At 36.2% G+C, this 19,721-nt stretch carries 18 protein-coding genes and 2 tRNA genes; 9 read left to right on the forward strand and 11 right to left on the reverse strand.

Annotation, left to right across the window (positions count from 1 at the left end; translation table 11 throughout):
- Window positions 1-5: 5 nt before the first annotated feature.
- Together GM552_RS04925 and GM552_RS04930 are read right to left on the reverse strand one after the other, a co-directional pair.
- On the reverse strand, window positions 6-758 hold the full coding sequence (locus GM552_RS04925; protein WP_155565533.1) for a hypothetical protein: 753 nt from the start codon (window positions 756-758) through the stop codon (window positions 6-8).
- Window positions 755-2,473 (reverse strand): serine protease, encoded by a 1,719-nt coding sequence (locus GM552_RS04930; RefSeq protein ID WP_155565534.1) that lies wholly within the window; start codon window positions 2,471-2,473, stop codon window positions 755-757. Before GM552_RS04930 ends, GM552_RS04925 begins: the two co-directional genes overlap by 4 nt.
- A 304-nt stretch (window positions 2,474-2,777) precedes the next feature.
- On the opposite strand from GM552_RS04930, the gene GM552_RS04935 reads away from it, so the two are divergent.
- From GM552_RS04935 to GM552_RS04950, 4 genes are all read left to right on the forward strand, one after another.
- A complete protein-coding gene (locus GM552_RS04935) occupies window positions 2,778-3,275 on the forward strand; it encodes a hypothetical protein (protein WP_155565535.1) in 498 nt (165 codons plus the stop codon).
- A 2-nt stretch (window positions 3,276-3,277) separates the two neighbouring features.
- Window positions 3,278-3,709, forward strand: a complete 432-nt coding sequence (locus tag GM552_RS04940; protein ID WP_155565536.1) for a hypothetical protein — start codon at window positions 3,278-3,280, stop codon at window positions 3,707-3,709.
- Between the two features lie 46 nt (window positions 3,710-3,755).
- Complete coding sequence (locus GM552_RS04945; RefSeq protein WP_155565537.1) at window positions 3,756-4,172, forward strand: outer membrane protein assembly factor BamE; 417 nt, start codon at window positions 3,756-3,758, stop codon at window positions 4,170-4,172.
- Between the two features lie 65 nt (window positions 4,173-4,237).
- A complete protein-coding gene (locus GM552_RS04950; RefSeq protein ID WP_146206640.1) occupies window positions 4,238-4,609 on the forward strand; it encodes a DUF1499 domain-containing protein in 372 nt (123 codons plus the stop codon).
- A gap of 3 nt (window positions 4,610-4,612) precedes the next feature.
- Here GM552_RS04950 and GM552_RS04955 read toward each other — a convergent pair whose 3' ends face one another.
- Both GM552_RS04955 and GM552_RS04960 read right to left on the reverse strand, forming a co-directional pair.
- Entirely contained in the window at window positions 4,613-5,017 is a 405-nt protein-coding gene (locus tag GM552_RS04955; protein ID WP_110438090.1) for a hypothetical protein, read from the reverse strand.
- Window positions 5,017-5,625 carry a hypothetical protein gene (locus GM552_RS04960; RefSeq protein WP_155565538.1) on the reverse strand — a complete coding sequence of 203 codons (609 nt, stop codon included), beginning with the start codon at window positions 5,623-5,625 and terminating at the stop codon, window positions 5,017-5,019. Before GM552_RS04960 ends, GM552_RS04955 begins: the two co-directional genes overlap by 1 nt.
- A gap of 517 nt (window positions 5,626-6,142) precedes the next feature.
- Here GM552_RS04960 and gpt point away from each other — a divergent pair.
- The 4 genes from gpt to GM552_RS04980 all read left to right on the forward strand — a co-directional run bounded on the left by gpt (window position 6,143) and on the right by GM552_RS04980 (window position 7,214).
- Window positions 6,143-6,616, forward strand: a complete 474-nt coding sequence (gene gpt, locus GM552_RS04965) for a xanthine phosphoribosyltransferase (protein WP_110438092.1) — start codon at window positions 6,143-6,145, stop codon at window positions 6,614-6,616.
- A 67-nt stretch (window positions 6,617-6,683) separates the two neighbouring features.
- Window positions 6,684-6,761 (forward strand) — tRNA-Pro (locus GM552_RS04970).
- 59 nt (window positions 6,762-6,820) lie between these two features.
- Window positions 6,821-7,129, forward strand: a complete 309-nt coding sequence (locus GM552_RS04975; protein ID WP_122123665.1) for an NADH dehydrogenase ubiquinone Fe-S protein 4 — start codon at window positions 6,821-6,823, stop codon at window positions 7,127-7,129.
- Between the two features lie 11 nt (window positions 7,130-7,140).
- A tRNA-Arg gene (locus tag GM552_RS04980) sits at window positions 7,141-7,214 on the forward strand.
- Between the two features lie 23 nt (window positions 7,215-7,237).
- Here the strand turns inward: GM552_RS04980 and GM552_RS04985 are convergent.
- A complete protein-coding gene (locus GM552_RS04985) occupies window positions 7,238-7,900 on the reverse strand; it encodes a L,D-transpeptidase (protein WP_155565539.1) in 663 nt (220 codons plus the stop codon).
- A 522-nt stretch (window positions 7,901-8,422) separates the two neighbouring features.
- Between GM552_RS04985 and putA the strand changes: the two genes are divergently transcribed.
- Window positions 8,423-12,064 (forward strand): bifunctional proline dehydrogenase/L-glutamate gamma-semialdehyde dehydrogenase PutA, encoded by a 3,642-nt coding sequence (putA, locus tag GM552_RS04990; RefSeq protein WP_155565540.1) that lies wholly within the window; start codon window positions 8,423-8,425, stop codon window positions 12,062-12,064.
- Window positions 12,065-12,186: 122 nt separating this feature from the next.
- On the opposite strand, the gene GM552_RS04995 is transcribed toward putA, so the two are convergent.
- The 6 genes from GM552_RS04995 to GM552_RS05020 all read right to left on the reverse strand — a co-directional run bounded on the left by GM552_RS04995 (window position 12,187) and on the right by GM552_RS05020 (window position 19,437).
- Window positions 12,187-13,560, reverse strand: coding sequence for a 4Fe-4S binding protein (locus tag GM552_RS04995; RefSeq protein WP_155565541.1), 1,374 nt, complete (start codon window positions 13,558-13,560; stop codon window positions 12,187-12,189).
- A 26-nt stretch (window positions 13,561-13,586) separates the two neighbouring features.
- The gene (locus GM552_RS05000; RefSeq protein WP_110438097.1) at window positions 13,587-14,417 is read right to left on the reverse strand and encodes an FTR1 family protein; all 831 of its coding nucleotides are present in this window, start codon (window positions 14,415-14,417) and stop codon (window positions 13,587-13,589) included.
- Window positions 14,418-14,428: 11 nt separating this feature from the next.
- A complete protein-coding gene (locus GM552_RS05005; RefSeq protein WP_155565542.1) occupies window positions 14,429-14,758 on the reverse strand; it encodes a cupredoxin domain-containing protein in 330 nt (109 codons plus the stop codon).
- 130 nt (window positions 14,759-14,888) lie between these two features.
- Window positions 14,889-15,419 (reverse strand): iron transporter, encoded by a 531-nt coding sequence (locus GM552_RS05010; RefSeq protein ID WP_155565543.1) that lies wholly within the window; start codon window positions 15,417-15,419, stop codon window positions 14,889-14,891.
- Window positions 15,420-15,897: 478 nt separating this feature from the next.
- Window positions 15,898-17,124, reverse strand: a complete 1,227-nt coding sequence (locus GM552_RS05015; RefSeq protein WP_155565544.1) for an autotransporter strand-loop-strand O-heptosyltransferase — start codon at window positions 17,122-17,124, stop codon at window positions 15,898-15,900.
- 12 nt (window positions 17,125-17,136) lie between these two features.
- The gene (locus tag GM552_RS05020) at window positions 17,137-19,437 is read right to left on the reverse strand and encodes a Hint domain-containing protein (RefSeq protein ID WP_155565545.1); all 2,301 of its coding nucleotides are present in this window, start codon (window positions 19,435-19,437) and stop codon (window positions 17,137-17,139) included.
- Between the last annotated feature and the right edge of the window lie 284 nt (window positions 19,438-19,721).

Raw genomic sequence — 19,721 nt, forward strand, 5'->3', positions numbered from 1 at the left:
CAGGTTCATTCCTTATTGACCAAAGAATGAAGATCATTTTGTTTTTTTAGTATCACGCCAACAACAAGCAATGTCAAAAAAAACAACACCAAAGGTAAAAGCCAATAATAACGACAATAATTTATTGATATGATTCCTTTCCACCATGGCAATATCATCAATAACAGTAAAATGAGACCACTAGTTATCCATGGCCAAAAATTTTTGTTCTCAATGCGATTATTAAATGGTGAAACTGGAGGAGGAAGAATTGTCATAACTTTCATATTCCTCTCCTTTCCCTTGGCGGACAAAACTTCCTTTTTTGAATAAGGCTGATTTGATTCATGTCCCCATTCCAATATGGCTGGTCCATGAGGGGTTGCGATTATGAATTCGTCATTGGGAAATTGTAATGCATCCAAAAGAAGCTTGCCTTTTTGCTTTTGCAATGAATCTGGAGAGTTTATCAAACACTGAGCGTATTTTTTCCCTTCTTCGATATAATCATACGCCTCTTTTAAATTCTCCTCTTTTGATAAATGTTTGACAGGGAGATTTTGGATGTCGACAGGCAAATACCAATCAACCTCTCCTCGTCCCCGATCCAATTGAGGTTCAAGCAATAAAGCGGCACATTCAGGACCGACATTCTTCTTCAAGAGATCATACAGAATATGCCAGTTTTCCAATATCAACTGACCATTCATTCCAAGGGGTTTTGCCTTATTGAAATTGGTTGTAACAATCGGTCTTCCTGGAATAAATTGCAATTTCATTTTGAATTATCCTTTTTAGATTCAATAGGATCAGAAGATGATTGATTATTATCCTGCTCGGATTTGTCAGATTTAGATGCGGGCTTGTCAGTCGATTGGTCTTTTTTTTCAACCGGCTCAGGCTGGCAGGCTCCCGATTGAACCTGGATAGGTAGATTTGAGGATTGTAAGACTCTAACAATCATGTCGGATTTTTGGGCATAATTACCATGGGAGGATGTATACTGATCCATCGTTACAAACGTGTTTACTCCAACTACCCTTCCACAAAGATCAACCAGTGGACCTCCAGAATTACCCGAGGAAACCATTGCGCTATGAGGCATTATTTTTTCGCCATTGTGATTATTCTGAATTCCGTTAATCTGTCCCTTGGTCAATATAACACCAGGAATTGCTTGTAGATCACCCTTCATCAGTCTTTGCATCGCATCATCCTGGCTTATCATGATTCCCGGATAACCTGCAGCGACAACATCCTGTAAGGGTCGTGCATCTAATGAAAAACTCAGAGGTTGTTGCGGTGGCGCATTTTCAACCTTAAGAATTGCCAGGTCCAGTCCTCCATTTTCTGTAGTCTGACTTACAGAAACAACATGAGCAAGTTTCAACTGTCCCAAGGATTTATTGGTAACCATTACAGAATTGTTCTTGGCATTTTCAACCACATGTCGATTAGTCACGATTGTGTCGGATGTGACGAAAAATCCTGTACCCGAAGCGGCAGATACATCATCGTCCTTTAACACCATTATAAAAACAGTACTTTTTTCAAGCAATTCCGGTAAACTACCTTCAAAAATTTTTCCGGTTGAAGTCATTGGTGTAAATGGATGTTCTAAACTTTTATTTAATGATGGATCTGCACGAGATTCCCTTATGTTACAGGGTGGATTTTTTAACCTATCCTTCAAAATCTTAATTTCTGTTTCCAGATCATGATTGGATTTCTCTATTTGCGGATATTGTTTAACAAGATTATGAGCTTCCCGAACTGTAATTCCATTAATTTTGATTGGATGTTCAGCAAAAATTATTCGCCAACCCAACAATAAACCTATAAAAAAAAACAAAATCGCCGCTATTAATCGAGATAAAACAAATTGATTATTGAAATTTGTCAAAAACCGAAAACGTGATGATATTTTAGGATTTACCGTAGAATTTTCTCGTGATTTAATAGATGACTTTATTTGTCCATTTACCTTTTTTTCATCAGAGAAATGTGAAATAGCGTCTTTTGCAGGTTTGGGCTCAGATGAAAATTGAAACAATGATGGTAAATATATTCCTGATTTTTTATTGTCCTGAAAAGAATTTGCTCCCCAATTCTTAATAATTATCTTATCCCCGCTTATAAGAATATCCCTAAAATCCGTAATATGTAAAACAGCTTCAACAATTTTTCCGCTCGAACTGTCCCTGGATATATTTTCAAACAAATTTTTAAATGAAATAGCCATTTTCTGATAAATTTGCTGCTTTTGCGGCCCAGTTATTATTTTTGGCTCTTCAAAGGTATCCACATACCAGGAAATCAATAACGTATCTTTATTTTGATTTTCTGTAACAACAGGTTCAGCCAATTGTATATCTGGACAATACTGAGAAAAAATTTTGATGATCAAATCGTATTTTTCATAAATAATTTGATCATTTATAGTCATTATTTCTGATTTTTTTAGATTCTGTTTGTCAAGAAGAAATAATGTCATATTTGCTCGCAAATTTTATGAAATATCTTTTAAACTTAATGATAGTAATCCAATGTTATATTCTTGCCAAGTATGGCATAGCAAAGCCAAGCTTTGAGTCCCGTATAACAAGTAATTATCAATAAAATAAAATCAGGCAAAACTTGCCAAAACTATTCATTTTTAAAGACAAAAAACAAAAAATAATTTAAGATAATTGAAAAATCAAATTGGGATTTTTAAATAAACCTTTTTACCAAATTATATTATAATAATTTCGTATGTAAAAAAAATAACGGAATGATTTTCCAAATCGGATACACCAATGCTAACTATCAAAAATTATTTGAATTTGAATATCATTATCGGAATTACATTGGCATTAATCCCCTTATCTGTTCATGCAAAAAATGACAAATCTTTGACAACAATGGAAATTCGGACTTTACAGACAAGGGAATTCCCGAATTTATCTTCTTCTCAAGCCTATCAAATTGCTTTGTCTACCTTTCAGGATCTTGGATTTATTATTACAGAAACTTCACCTGCCATGGGGCTTATCGCAGCCAACCAGACTCACCCTGATTTAAATCAGGTTATTTTGGCAACTTTAACTTTAAGTTCAAAAAATGATTCTGTTCATACAATCATTGCACGCCTATCCTTAAGTGCCTATCCACTTTATAATGGTGAAGAAGGTGCAAATTTAAACGGTGGTCCTCCAAGACAATCTGAAATCATTCGATCCCCTGTAACATATCAACAGTTTTTTGATGCCTTTTCCTATTCACTATCCCTTCACCAAAATTACACATCCCGATGAAAATGACACTTAAATTTTTTCTTTGCATATTGGGGTTGTCATGTTTCTCACTGACAGCTTGTTCAAACAATAATGAATCTGTGCTTCCCGCCACTCAAAAACGTGTAAATGAAACGCGTACATTCGAGGCACCTAATCGAGATATTTTGTTGAAAAGCATTATTACAACACTGCAGGATCAAGGTTTTAATATTGTAAAAGTCAATTTGGACAGTTCCGAGGTAACGGCACAACAAAACAGCAATATAATATTGAGTGTAATGACATATCCCATTGATAGAAATAAATTTGCTGTAAGAGTCAATGGACAAATTTACAATAATTTCAGCGCTTCCTCAACCGGATACGAAAATATAGCAGACCCTGTTTTTTATCAAAAGAATTTTTTTGAACCACTATCCCGGTCACTTTTCTTGCAAAATCATCCATTTTAACCTTACTGTAAATAATGGCTTTTCTATTTAATAATGGACAAACATCATGCGCTTTCTCAAATATGTGATTATTCCCACCACAGTTTTACTCATGGCTGGTTGTGAATCAGCATCAAAACAGGCCCAAGATGCTCAGACGGCTCAAAATACAGATGCCCATCTGACTCTTGGAACCATTGAAAGCCAACTTCATAAAGGTATGAGTAATGCCTCGGTTGTTGAAATTTTTGGGCCACCCAATATTGTAACTTCCGATGATCAACATCAGGAAGTATGGGTGTATGATCGAATTTCAACCATGCGTACACATTCCAGTTCGGGAGGATGGGCAACCATTGTTATCCTCGGGTTGGGAAACAAAGCCAATACATCCAGCACGTCACAACGAACACTCACCTTGATTGTTAAATTTGACCATAATCAAAAAGTTAGAGATTATTCTTATAGATATAGCAATTTCTAGGAATGCAAACATTTTCTCGTATATATATTTCTATATCCCTTTGGGGCCAAATCTTCATTGGGATCATGGTTTTATTAAATCCGCTTCAAACTGTTTTGGCAAAACCGCAACAGACTCTTGCACTAAGGGCTGTTCAGAGTCGATCATTTGAAACTACGGATCAGCAAAAAATGATCCAGGCCATTTCATCTACGCTGCAAGACATGGGATATATCATTGTGAGATCAAATGATCAGATCGGTTTTGTCACGGCAACCCATTTTACAGATGACATAATTGAAATTACCGTTACGACACAACCCAATAAAGATCATATTATCGTCAGGGCTATGGCTCGTATGAATAACTTGCCATTGGACAAAAACCCTGAATTCTATCAAAATTTTTTCAATCAGTTATCTCAAGCCACATTCTTGAACGCCAACGCCATTTATTAAAGATCAGGATAAATTACGTGACAACGTATCAAAAAATTCCTGATAAACTTGGGGTGACGTTACGGGATATTGATTGTAGCGCAAAGCTATACGAACTGTCGTACCATGGTTCACCATTGATATTAACATTATATTTGCCTGCATAATATGTCCGTTTTCCAGACGTATGACTTCAATCAGATGGCTTAGATCATCCACCCTGACAATTTGAAAATCCAGACTGACCAGTGTTTTAATTACGGCTTGATTAACCCTATTTATATCTGACTGATCAAATTGCCGCATTTGCATATTACGAAGCTGACCTGTCGGTAAATCAGTTAATCTCAGGCTTGTTGGTATGGAATTCCCATTACATCCTGCCAACAATAAAACCACGACCACAGAAAATAAATGAAAAATTTTCATTAGGATTGAGCCTGTAAATAAATCGCTTTTGACAAAGCATCAAAGAAATTCTGATAAATTTTTGGATCCCGGACTAACCAGATTTCACCGACATGTCCGTCATTGTAAAAATCACGCATTTCAATTGAAACATGAATTTGAAATCCTTTTTTATTATTTTCCAAAGGCAAAAGCACAACAGAAACAGAACTGTTTTTCTTGGCAACATATAAACTATTTTGTCCACCAGCCAGTTCAAACGGTCCCAGCTGAATTGCCAAATTTCCACCCGCCCACGGTTTTTGATGAAAATGAGTGATCGGAATTCCAAAAAAACTCAAAGGCTGACCAATATCATATGTCTGGTCTGCATATAAGGTGCCAACCCCCGCATTCACCTCTCTTATAACATAATGCTGATCTTGGACAACATTCATTACAGCACGCATAAGCTCTGATCTATCAGTTATATCGAAATCCCTGCTTTGCATCGAAAAACGAGCGACCCTGTCTGAGGTTAACCTCATACTATTTTGAGGAGGTGTATCAGAAGCTGAACATGCACTTAAAAAAATTAAGATGACAACCAAACTGTCTAGACAATAAGAAATTAGGTTTTTCTTATCCATATTCACATAATCCGTCTTGACTTCTGAAATCTTGAAACGAATTTCCAATATTTAAAAGCCTATATTTAATAACTGTAACAAATATTGTAATCATAAAATATACAGTTTCATTTTACATTAATATTTTCCCATATTAAAATAAACAAGATATATTTGTTTGGATCGTTTCGTTATAAATTCTTTACCGTTTTACCATGGATTCTTTATGAGTGATAAATCAAACTTCAGGGCAGGTTCAATCTAAAGGGTAACTCCTAGCAATAAGCAGGGAAGTTTTCCTTTAAAAATTGATTCTGATTCAGTCATTGGTTCCAAAAATACTTTTTTTACTTAATTAACCCACTCTTTTGCCAGAATCCCTCTTGGAAAAACATGTTTGTGCCATTATTAATTTACCTTTCAACCATCAGGGATCAACTGCATTCGACACGATAGTGCTTTGTATGCCTGATTCCAAAAGTTATTACATTCCTATTCAGCCAGATTACTCAATTCCAAATGGAGGTTCTTTATTTTAATGGCTACCAAATATATGACCGTTTCCTGGGATCAATTACACAAAGATGCCCGTATATTATCTGAACGCTTGAGCAATTTTAATTTCAGAGGAATTATCGCGATAACACGTGGCGGGTTAATTCCCGCGGGAATTATTGCACGTGAATTGGAACTTCGTTTGATTGATACAATATCAGTTGTCACTTATGATGAAGAAAAAAGAGGTGAATTAAATATCATTAAAAATCCCTCCATTACCGAAGATGGTAATGGTTTTCTAATTATTGACGACCTTGTTGATTCGGGAATTACTGCCAAAGCTATTCGTAAGTTGTTACCAAAAGCTTATTTTGCCTGCCTTTATGCCAAACCTGCCGGCAAGGAATATACTGACCAATTTATCATGGAAGTTCAACAGGATATGTGGATCCTGTTCCCATGGGATATGGCCCCCGCCTTTGCACCCCCTCTTATCAAATCCCAAAAAAAATAAAAAAAAGCATATTTTATAAAAAAATAACTTGCCTTATAGCGCAGAACAGGATAGCTATAGGGCCATTCGGGGTGTGGCGCAGCCTGGCTAGCGCGCTTGTTTTGGGTACAAGAGGCCCCCGGTTCGAATCCGGGCTCCCCGACCATTAATAAAGACCTTGGGTTAAAATCCTTGGGTATTTTTTAATAAGCAAAAGAGGTTTTCATGACACGGGCGCGAATTTATAAATGCCCTCAAAAGGCTACACAATCTGGTAAAATTCGCAGTCATAGATGGATTCTTGATTATGGACAATCCTCCCCTCGATCACACGATTCCCTAACTGGATGGGTAGGATGTAGTGAGACACAAACTGAAGTAAAACTCAGTTTCCCTACAAAAGATCAAGCAATTCAATATGCAGAAAAAAATTCAATTGCTTATGATTTGGAAGAACCAGGTAGTCATCATTATGTTGTCAAAAATTATGAAGATAATTTTCACAACAATCGGAAAATGAACTGGACTCACTGAAATTATTTTTTGCGCCCTTAGCTCAGCTGGATAGAGCAACAGCCTTCTAAGCTGTGGGCCGCTGGTTCGAATCCAGCAGGGCGCATTTCCAATTTTTCGCAAAGCTGCTTAATCATTTTTTATAGATGGCAAATTCCAAACCTGTTGTTTCTGATGATAAACAACTTTAGGTAATAATACATAAATTGGATGATAATCAGGATTAAGCCATCTAAGAATTTGTGTCATATCCTTTTCATCCATTGCTGTACAACCTGAAGTCACCGCATTCGCATTTTTTCTTAAATGTGCAAAGATACAGCTTCCATAATGAGGAATATTCTTCTCATTATGCTCAATGACAAAACCTAATTTATAAAGTTGGTCCCCTTTAAAATGAATATCCCTACGCATAGGTTCAGACAAAATAAATTTTTCTTTTAAAGAAAAATTTTGTTTATCAATAATTTGATTGTATTGAGACGATGTAGGATCATCAATACAGTAATCATATTGTGTCATGACATGGTAAGGATAATTTATAGAAAGATTATTCCTATAACCAAATGCAAAGCCTATTTTGAATATTCCAACAGGACTGCGCTTATCACCCTCTTTTTTGTACAGACCTTCTTGGATAAATGGATGCAATCCCCTGCCCCAAGCCAATCCTTGACTACCTAGAGATACAGAAACACCATTTCCTTTTTTGTGCCATTTTGAATGCAAATATTCAAATTTGTATAACTTTCCCCTATTACTATACCATCCATCAGTTATAACAACGATCATTTGCTGTTTTTTTTGCCAGTGATACAAAATTGATTTTTGTGAATGATTACAACTTGAAAAAAATAAACAACCTATTAATGGAATGATTTTTTTTGAAAATAAATTAAACAAATTATTCAATATCCATTTTTGATGAACACCATATTCTCAAACAGAATCGAAAACAATTTTTACTATAAAAATACAATAATAACGTATCACCAAATATACGATTCATTAAGCTGTCACTTTTAATCAATATCTCAAATAATATGTAATATTTTCAGTTGCTTCCATAAGGTAAAACCAACAATCGCTGATTAAATTACAATATAATAATTTCGTTGCAGTTAAATACATAATTACGTAAACATAATTCATATCCTGTTTTTTCATTATTAAATTAAAACAATAGCTCAATAAATAAACATAAAATTTATAATAAAATTATCATATTTATATAATTCTTGTTTTATTCAATGGATAAATTATGTAAGAAGCGACATAATCTTAAATATTATATTTTCAGTTTCGAGGATTTTTATGTCTGTTTTTTCTCAATTTGACAATAATATACGCACTCAGAACTCTTTAAGAGATAAAATTACGGCGACAATACGGCTTCCAGAAACGGAATGTGTCAAAACCCTACTTCCACAAGCTACCCTATCTGATGAAATGAACAGACAGATATCGGAACATGCAAGATCATTAACACAATATTTAAGAGAACATCGTAACCTGAAGGGTGTCGAGACTCTTGTTCAGGAGTTCTCATTATCTTCCGCAGAAGGCGTTGCACTTATGTGCCTTGCCGAAGCTCTTTTACGCATTCCTGATACTGAAACACGTGATGCATTAATCAGGGATAAGATCAGCACTGGTGACTGGATATCACATGCAGGTTTCAAGAAACCTATTTTCACCAACGCCGCCGCATGGGGACTTGCTTTGACAGGAAAACTCGTTACGCCTGTAAAAGAAAAAAATCTTGCAGCAACCCTTACAAAATTGGTACAGCGGCAAGGTGAAAGCATAATCCGTATCGCCCTTGATCGGGCTATGCGCATGATGGGTGAACAATTTGTTCTTGGCCAAACAATGGAAGAGGCTTTAAATCAAAGCAGAAAAATGGAAGATATCGGATTTCGTTATTCGTACGATATGCTTGGCGAGGCTGCGATAACAGAAGAAGATGCGGAACGTTACAGGGTTGATTATGAAAATGCTTTGCATGCAATCGGCCGTTCAACACATGGAAACTCGGTTTATGAACGTGCTGGATTATCCATTAAATTATCCGCTTTACACCCCCGTTATTCTCGTTCCCAATATGACCGAGTCATGAAAGAACTCCTTCCGACTTTAACGAATTTGGTTCGTCTTGCACGCCAATATAATATTGGCATCAATATTGATGCAGAAGAGAGTGAACGCCTTGAAATCTCTCTTGATTTGATGGAAGCCTTATGTAATCACCCAGATCTGAAAAACTGGAACGGTATTGGTTTTGTTGTCCAAGCTTATGGCCGCAGGGCTCCCTATGTCCTGGATTATTTGATTGATCTGGCTCGTCGAACAAACCGCAGATTGATGGTACGTTTGGTAAAGGGTGCCTATTGGGACAGTGAAATTAAAAAAGCGCAGGTTGAAGGTCAATCCGATTTTCCTGTCTATACCCGCAAAATTCATACAGATATTAGTTATATTGCATGCGCGAAAAAATTATTGTCCAATAGAGACGCAATTTTTCCACAGTTTGCCACACATAATGTTCGAACACTTGCAACAATTTATGCACTTGCAGGAAAAGATTATGATATTGAACAATATGAATTTCAGTGTCTCCATGGTATGGGTGAACAGTTATATAGCAAAATCGTACAAGCGGGTGATCTTTCACGACCATGTCGTATATACGCCCCTGTAGGAACACATGAAACTTTGCTTGCTTATCTTGTTCGCAGATTATTGGAAAATGGAGCTAATTCTTCATTTGTAAACCAGATTGGCAACAGTGATATTTCAATTGATCAACTGATTGCAAACCCTGTGGATGAAGCTCTGAAAGTAAATCCTGTTGGCAGTCCTCATCCAGCCATCCGTTTACCACGCTCCATTTATGGTCAGGAAAGACTGAATTCAAGAGGCATTGATTTCAATAATGAATTTACCCTACATGATCTTTCTAAGGCCCTTAAAGATTCTCCAGCATCTTGGGAAGCATTTCCAATTCTTGCAGGAAAAAAAACTAAGTTCAAAAACAAACCATTGGATGTTTTAAATCCTGCTGATCATAACGATAAGGTAGGGACAGTTATCGAGGCATCACAAGCGGAAATTGATCGTGCGTTCAAATCGGCAGTAAAGGGTGCCAAGGACTGGGCTGGATTGGATCCTGATAAAAGGGCTGTTCCCTTGCTGAAAGCTGCAGATCTTTTGGAAGAGCAATTGTATCCTTTATTGGGATTGATTATTCGTGAAGCGGGAAAATCTTTTCCCAATGCCCTGGCTGAAGTAAGAGAAGCGATTGACTTTCTCAGATACTATGGTTCAACAGTTGCCAGAACTTTCAATAATAATACTCACGCACCATTGAGTGGACCCGTTGTTTGCATCAGCCCATGGAATTTCCCACTGGCCATTTTTATCGGGCAAATTTCTGCAGCTCTTGCTGCCGGAAATCCTGTTATTGCCAAACCAGCCGAGGAAACGCCTTTAATTGCCACTAAGGCAGTTCAAATTATGCATGAAGCGGGTATACCGGAAGAAATTCTTCAATTATTACCCGGTAAGGGAAATATTGGGGCATCTCTTATTTCAAATAAGGAAGTCCATGGAGTAATGTTTACAGGATCAACAGCAGTTGCCCGTGAAATTTCTAAAAATCTTGCCAGCAGAAGATCTCCATCAGGCAACATTATTCCTTTTGTGGCTGAAACAGGCGGACAAAATGCACTTATCGTTGATTCCTCTGCCCTCGCCGAACAAGTTGTTGTTGATATCATCAGTTCTGCATTTGACAGTGCCGGTCAACGATGCTCTGCCCTAAGGGTATTGTACGTTCAGGAAGATTGCGCGGATCGGGTTATTACCATGTTACGGGGTGCAACCAAGGAGCTCATTATAGATAATCCTCTTTCTCTCAAAACCGACATAGGTCCTGTAATCAGTCAGGATGCATTAAATCGTCTAAATAATCATGTCGAATATATGAAAAAGAAAGGATTTAAGATCTGCTCCCTACCTTTACCTGAAAAAACAGAAAATGGTACATTTATGATGCCGACCATAATCGAAATCAATCAGATATCCGATATTCCTGATGAAGTTTTTGGTCCTGTCCTTCATGTTGTTCGATTTAGACGAGATCAGATTGACAATATAATTAAATCGATAAACCAAGCAGGATTTGGGTTAACGTTTGGTATTCATTCCCGTATTGATGAAACCATTGAAAATGTAACAAAAAAAATTAATGCCGGTAATATATACATTAACCGTAATATCATTGGGGCGATTGTTGGCGTACAACCTTTTGGAGGAAAAGGTCTTTCCGGAACAGGACCAAAGGCAGGTGCACCCTTCATTCTAAGAAGGATGTTGCAACAAAGCCCCGTTTTCGATGAATTCCCCAAACAATCTCTACCCCTTATTGCACAGCAGTGGCTGGACTGGTTGACAAGCAATCAAAAGAATTTTGTTTCTACAGCAAAAAATCTATTATCCCATACAATAGTAAATTCAAATATTGAATTAAATGGACCAGTAGGTGAAAAAAATATTTATTCTCTCTCACCACGAGGAACAGTATTATGTATCGCTAAAACACGAGATATCTTATTGAGACAAATTTCCTTATCCCTGAAATGTGGAAATTCAGTCCTGATTTTTGCACCTGATCAGATCACAGAATGGTATTCACAATTGCCCCATGAATTGTCATTACACATCAGAAAGGTTAAATCAATGAATGAGCAACCTTGCACGATCATTCTGGGTGAAAAAGATGTTCCCGAATTTGAAGAGGCTCGTCAGAACATGGCATTTTCAGACAATGGAATTATTTCTGCACTAGATGTAGATGAAAATTTCGAAAATACAGATCTTCTCATGGAAGAGATCTCCATAAGCAATAACACGACTGCTGCAGGGGGAAATGCCTCTTTAATGACAATAGATTAATATCAATTTTGATTTATAAAACACAAACCCTTATTATTTTATATAATAGGGGTTCAATAAAGACCGATCCTATTTACAGAATAAAAAAGATATGGTTTTCATTTATTAATGTTTTCAATTATTTACCATACCCAAAACATTAAAACCCATGCCCCAACAACGGGTATTACAGATACAGTATAAAGGATAAACGATAAAAACATTTGATAAAAATATTTATTATATTTCCGAAGAATTTTATAGCCCAAGTATAAACTCCAAATACTGGCACCCCCCAGAATAATCGCACGCATATCCTTTAGCCACCAAAAGACGATCCCCTCATATTGAAGTAATTTGACACTTGTTGCGTTGAGACCGAGAAAAAGACCTGCCGCTGCCAAAGGTATGAGCGCTTGGGAAAAATATAGATAAAAATCAGGTTTATGATAAAGTCTGGCCAAAAATTTGTAGATCAATGTTAACCACACGCCATAAAGGATTCCGGATCCAAGAATGTAGAAACTGACACAAAAGCCATCCAGCAAATTGAAACTATCATTATTGGCAGGGTAATTCGTTAAAATCCACCAGGGAGCCGTTGCATTCAATGGCCAAAATATTTCATGATTAACCATCCATTCTGCCAAATATTGTTTAAAATAAACGAACCAAGGCGAAACCGTCCACGTAAATGCTCCAATAGCAACGCCAATCATACCGAATAACAATAGTCTGATCTGCCAAATATTTTGCTGTTCATTACCGTAAACAAGAATTTCTTCATTCACGGACCTCGTCTGCAAACTGACCGCATTTCTATAGCCTGCACAACGTCCACACATATGGCAAGCTGAAACGCCATGAAGCTGTCGAATATTAATCATTGGTGGGCAATGCGGATTTGAATTTTCTTTTTCTTGAAATTCTGACCATTTTTGCTGATCTGTCTTAAAAGTAAAAGGAGAAAGCCGAGAAAGAAGATTAAACACACCATTAACCGGGCACAGATAACGACACCAGACACGGTTACCATTTCCATATAGATAGCCTATAACTATTGCTGCTGCTGTTGAACCTCCCAGTATCAATAATGCAGGTATCGCATAATCATAAACACTTATAAGTTGTCCATACAAAGTGGTTAATATAAAAGCAATCGCCGGCCAACCTCTCCATTTGAGTAAACGGGGGATTTTCTTGTTTCGTCCGAAATTTTTGGATGTCCATTCCGTCAAAGTTCCCTCTGGACAAAATACACCACACCAAATTCGTCCAATAAATAACATTGACAATATTACAAAGGGCCACCAGATCCCCCAAAAAACAAATTGGGCAAATAAAACAATATTGTTAAAAATGTGCGAATGTTTTGGGGGTAAATGCATTAAGGCGGGAATAATCAGAAGCAAAAAATAAATTGCAACAACAAACCATTTAATTCCCTGAATAATGGTTTGATGACGTTGCATAGCAATTCCCGTTTGATTAATTGCCTTTTTCAGCAAAACCCTCATTATTTGTTCCAATGTTATTTATTGTATTAATAAGTTTTTTTAAAAGTTACGTTGCACAATAAAATGGCAATGAACCAGTAAATAACAAGAGCTGAAATTTGCATTAATGAAGGTTCCGCATGATAACCTGTCAAACCTGTTAAGGTACTGTTGTCAGGAATAAACCCTGCGGTACTCCATACAGGATTATCCATAAAATTATAAATCCATTCCGGAATATCATAAGCGGCAATCTGGACAGAGGCTTTATCAATGGCGCTTATAAAAAGTCCACCACCAATTAGAAGCAAAAGAAATTCACTGACAATGAAAAACCATTTCCATGAAATGAATTTAAATGATTTCTGTAAACACCAAAATGTTAGCAATGCCAAGATTAATCCCAAAAAACCGCCAAGTATAAATAATCCCAATGAAGATCCCTTTTGTTCCGCACCAATACCTGCCAAAAATACAACTGTTTCTGATCCCTCTCTTGCGACTGCCAGCATGGATAAAAGAAGAATCCCTATTCCACTTCCGGATTTCTGTACACTTTCGGCTGCCTCCTGTTCAAGATGCTTTTTCATACCTCGACCATGATGATGCATCCAGATTACCATTTGCAATATCAAACATGCCGCGACAAACATCATAATGGTAAAAAACCATTCTCCACCTGCACCGGCAAACCAAGTGCTGGCGATCCAAAATGCAACAGCCAATAATCCTGCAAGCGCCAGACCAAGTCCCGTCCCAATCCATAGCTGTCTTGTCAGGGATACCAGATTTTCCCTTCTCAACCATGCATATAAAATGCCTATAACCAGTAATGCCTCAACGCTCTCACGCCATACAATAAACAAAGGCGCACCCATAATAAAAACTCCTATTTGGAAATAATGTCAAAGCCTGGCATATTGACGTGAAAATCATCGATAAAATGATATTTCCCCGTTTTAAGCGGATGTATAACCACGAAAGAGGTCACATCAGGCCCCAAGACCTTTTCAACCCTTAAAGAAAGATTTTCAAATTCAGCCGGTACTTTACCTGTATTTTTAATGGTAATTTTAAAACGCTGGTTTGCCGGCACTTCTATTGATGAGGGTTTAAAAACACCATCCGTGATGGTGATATCATAATTTTGTAGTGGTGCACCGAAAACGTATACTGGCCAAATGGAAAACAATGACAAAACAGCATAAAATTTTTTCATTCTGAATATCCGAAAATATGCTTTTAATGATTGGATTATCAATAAACAATCTAAAATTATTAAGATGTAATATTTATTTATAAATATGTTGAACGTCTTAATAATTTATATTTAATCGCTGGTTTAAATATTAATACCCACCCTTTTTACCAGTTCCGGCATATGTAAAGTCATATTGTGTGACACATTCTCCAAACCAGGATGCAACACCCGTTTCCTTGTCAACATGACGACCAAACATGGATTCTCTGGCCGGTGGAAGAAGCGTGAGTTTTAAATGATATTTTCCCGCTCCCAGAAGTTTGATATTCTCGCCATAATGCGGTCCATCATTTGCAACCATTGGATGAAGTATACCTTGTAATTTTTTCTCATCACCAATTTTGGTTAACTCATAAGATACTTGTAGATAAGGCATCCAGCTGCCTTCTTGAAAACCATTTTTATTATTGGCTGTTGCATGAATATCCGCTTCAAGATGAACATCAGATTTTGCCGCTGACAACATGATACCGTCAGGCTCCATTTCAATTGGCTGCAGATAGACAGCCGCAATTTCCATATTTCCACATATCTGTGGTTTGCCAATGGGATATTCTACGGCAAAGGCTGGTGTTGACAATAGGATTGTACTGCCTATCAAAAGATATTTTTTAAACATTATAAATTACTTTCCTTAATCAAATATGTGATCGAATCAATGAGTTAGAGCATAAAATGAGAATAGGAATCAATTTTATATGCAAATAAAAATTAATAGCAACTGTTTATATTAAAATATCAATTTTATTCATAAAAGTTTATAACAATGCATTCATATGGATGTTTGACCAGACCTGTATATTCAAAAAGAATTGCCTGATTATCAGAAATCTTGGACAAATACAACCTAACATCTTATTTCAATAAGAAAACAATTATTAGCATTTTACAAAATATAAAATGTGAATTACTTAATAAAATTTATGTAATGTTAAAAAATTATTTAACAAGATATTTATGTAATTTTTTATTATTGATATTAGATAAATATTTTAATTAATTTATTATATATAATTAGGAACAATTTAATTGTTTTTAAAATTTATTATCAGGGATTTTTTATATTTCCATGATAATAAATTTATTTTCTGGTAGAATCATTCTTTATTTATATTTGAAATCAGTTTTTGAATGACTTGAATAACAAAAGTTGAAGTTATTGATTTCGTACATTCATAATGTCTGGGCGTATCACGATATCGCGGACACCACGTATAATTATCATGTTCGAATTCATATTTCATATCATTCCAGCAAGAATTACAAACATGCCAATTTATAATCCGATAAGGCGTATAGAATTCGTTCATGGGATGGGTAAATCCGGAAATCATGACAACAGGAATATTCATTGTCCACGCCATCCAGGACAATCCTGAACTCAATCCAACAAAAAATTCGGCATGTTTCAACCACCTTGCGCGTTCTGATAAAGGCCGGTTTCCTGTTTCATTTTCCGCATTGTAAGGTATGGAATTAAATATTATACCATGTCCCGAAATGGTATTCTGATCAATGCAGATCACCCTGTAGTTTTGACTTTTCAAATAATCAACAACAAGTTCCCAACCTTTGGGATTGTTCCAATATTTACATTGAGAGCTTGCTTGAACGGCAATACATACATATTTTTCTTTGATAGGCCTGGATTCATCAGGTAATCTAAGGGTTAGTTTCTCATCTTTTTCTGTCGATAACCCCAAAATGTAAGCTGCTGTTTTATGCAACCCCACCAACCTGAAATCACATGGCTGATATAAATTTTGTTCGTCCTTGAAAAACAGACCAAAATAATAACAGGCATAACTATCAGAAAATATGTTATTTTCCTCGGCCTTTTTCATTGTTGTAAAATTGATTTCTGGATATGATCTTTTTAAAAGATCAATAAATTTTTCATCAATTATACAGTGCAGCTTACACGAATGTTTTTTCTTGAATTCAATGGCGTAGGGTAACCAGGCAAAAGTATCACCGATTGTTCCAACCGGACATTGAATGACAACCTTTTTATCTTTTAGATCAAGTTGATGATTGAACAATTGTCTGGTTACGTTATTTTCTATTTCCTCCACAGTAATTTTAAAATTGACATAAAAACGTTTGGAGGAACTGACCGTTCCCCCAGCGACTTGACCTTGGAACAGGATATTGCCGGTATCAAGATCTTGCAATGTAACTTTCCATAATCCCTTTTCTCTTTTGGGGAGCATTACTCTGGCACCCAAATTGAAATCGTATCGGATTTCTTTGGCTGCCGACTGAGTAGGTACTGGTGTCACATTTACATAGGATTTTTTATCCTTTGATGATGCAGACGTCATGTAAATCCGATTTTACTGTTGTACCGCTTTTCTGTGTTCTTCATTTTCCTCAAGAACATAGGGACCTGCAGAAACAATTTCCAGAACGAGAACACATTTATCGTCTTTGCAACAATCCTCCAAAGGTAAAAAGGCATTGCCATTTGTCCATCTGACTGAATCACTGTCCAGTGCATGCCATCCATCAAGATTTTCTTCACTGAGATGAATATCAATATCAAAACTCTTATTTTTATTGAAAAGCTTGATGCTCTTGATCAATAGACCGAGATAGCGTCTATCATCAACAAATGGACCAATAACATCACTTGGTCGGCTTGCACGGGAAACAATCCGGACATTCTTGGTATTTTTTGGAATAACGAAGGTTACTTTTCCATTATCAATTCGTTTTTCGATCACATTGCCATTATCGGCTATAAGGCAAATATCATGATCATTTGTAATTAGGGGTTTTCTGCCTTTTCTATCAATATGTTTGGCCAAAGCCTGATCCAAGAGGGAATTATATACTTTTTCCACACTATCACGATCAACGTTTAATGGAGCCGCGGCATCATTTACCCAATTTTTAGGCAACCGGATAACATTATTTTCAACATCCTTGATGGTGTCCCTAGTATTCAAATAACTTTCAGTAAGCATTCCATTCGCCGTGATGACAGAATGTTCTCCTGTTTCAATATGATAGTATCTGTACATTTTCTGTGAATGATCGTAATAAATGGAATGATTATTGACCAACATACGCACGGGTATAAATTTACCATCAATAAACAGGCAATGTTCAGGTGTTACATAAGTATCTTGATATGGAATATTCTTGGAAATGGCATCTTTCAGAATACAGACAGGATATCCACCCTCATCATCGGGCAAATGCGTGTTAACAAAATGTGTATCACTGACTATGGAGGTTATGAGCTGTAATTGCAACCCGTTTTCTGTGTGAATATAAACCCTGTCATTCACCCCAAGATTTTCAACCGCGATATCACCCCTATCAGTTTTGATTAAAGTTCCGGCTAAAAAGCATGGATATGTTTCATCACCTTTAACGGGTAACGTTATATCAGTGGTCCCTTTTGAATTTGCTGAATTATCAATATGAGGATTAACAAACCCAGCGCCATTTTCTACAGTATATTTACCTACACCGTCTGTTGTACGAAAAGAGCTTGATCCCCCCTTCAAATTGGGATTTTTTAATGTACCTCCGCTTTTATAATATTCATCTTTAATAATACCATCATCAGTAATAGTAGGATTATAAAAAGTATCATTATCAGATATTCCACCATTTTTAATTACGGAATTTTCTGATATATAGTGATTGTTTTGTGAAATTCCCCCACTATATATATTAAGAAAACCATTAAAAACCGTGGAATTTGTCAGTTTACCACCTGACTGAATATTTATAGTTGGATTTGCATCTCCAGAAAATCCACTCACATTAGCTAATTGATAGAGACCATCAACGACTGCCCCGCTATGAATAGTCAATATGCCATGAATCATATCTACTGGACCATAAATCCTTTCGGAGTTGGGCTGTCCTTCCCGTTGAAAATAGGTTTTACCTTCTTCATCCACATCCGCGATCCAGTTGCCACCTGTTAACAGAGGATAGTCATTTTCTATCGGATAATTTGTAAAATCAGGCGGGACATAGTTTTCAGGTTCATTATATACAGCCCCACTTGCTATATGTAATCTAACATTTTTGGTGCCTGAATTAATGGAGGTAATATCAGGCATATGATGATCGGTCATAACGGCACCTGACGCGTAGTAAATGTCCGACCTGTTTGCCGCAGTTCTGAAAGAGCTTGATCCCCCCTTCAAATTGCGATTAATTAATGTACCGCCACTTTCTGCTGTATCACCTGGATTGTAGAATGTATCATTATTTGAAATTCCGCCATTATCTATCGTCACTTTTTCTGATACCATAGAGTTATCGGATGAGATACCGCCATTATAAATATGAATATCACCATTTATAAGATTGGAATCTTTAATCACACCACCTGACTTAACATTAATTAATGGATTAGCATGATCACCATTGAATCCACTCATATTCGCTATTTCATTTAACCCACTTACGACAGCACCACTTTCAATATCCAATATGCCATGAATCATGTTTACTGGCCCCTTGACACTGATACCACTGCTTACATAGACAGTATTCCCGGCATCATCTAGTTTTGCGGTCCAACGGCCACCGGATAATATTGGATAATCATTCTTAATAACAAGATGCCTAAAATCCGTATCACTTGAAATAATATTATTACCAGCCATAACAGTTTTATCCCTATAAAATAAAAAATTAAATAATCTAAATCAATCTTTCCAATTGTTTAATATTTCACTTAAGCAATATGAAACCAATTTTCAATATATAATTATAATTTTACCACAATTATAATTATGATGTAATTAATGAAATTATTAACATAATAATTATTTTTAAGATACTGATTTTATTCAAAATTAAAATTCAACTTAAATTTATATAGGTAAATCGGACAAATTCAGTATAAATTTAACAAATTCATGACGTTTTTGAAAACGTAAATAATCCT

This window comes from Commensalibacter sp. ESL0382, from assembly GCF_009725775.1.
Classification (GTDB): domain Bacteria; phylum Pseudomonadota; class Alphaproteobacteria; order Acetobacterales; family Acetobacteraceae; genus Commensalibacter; species Commensalibacter melissae.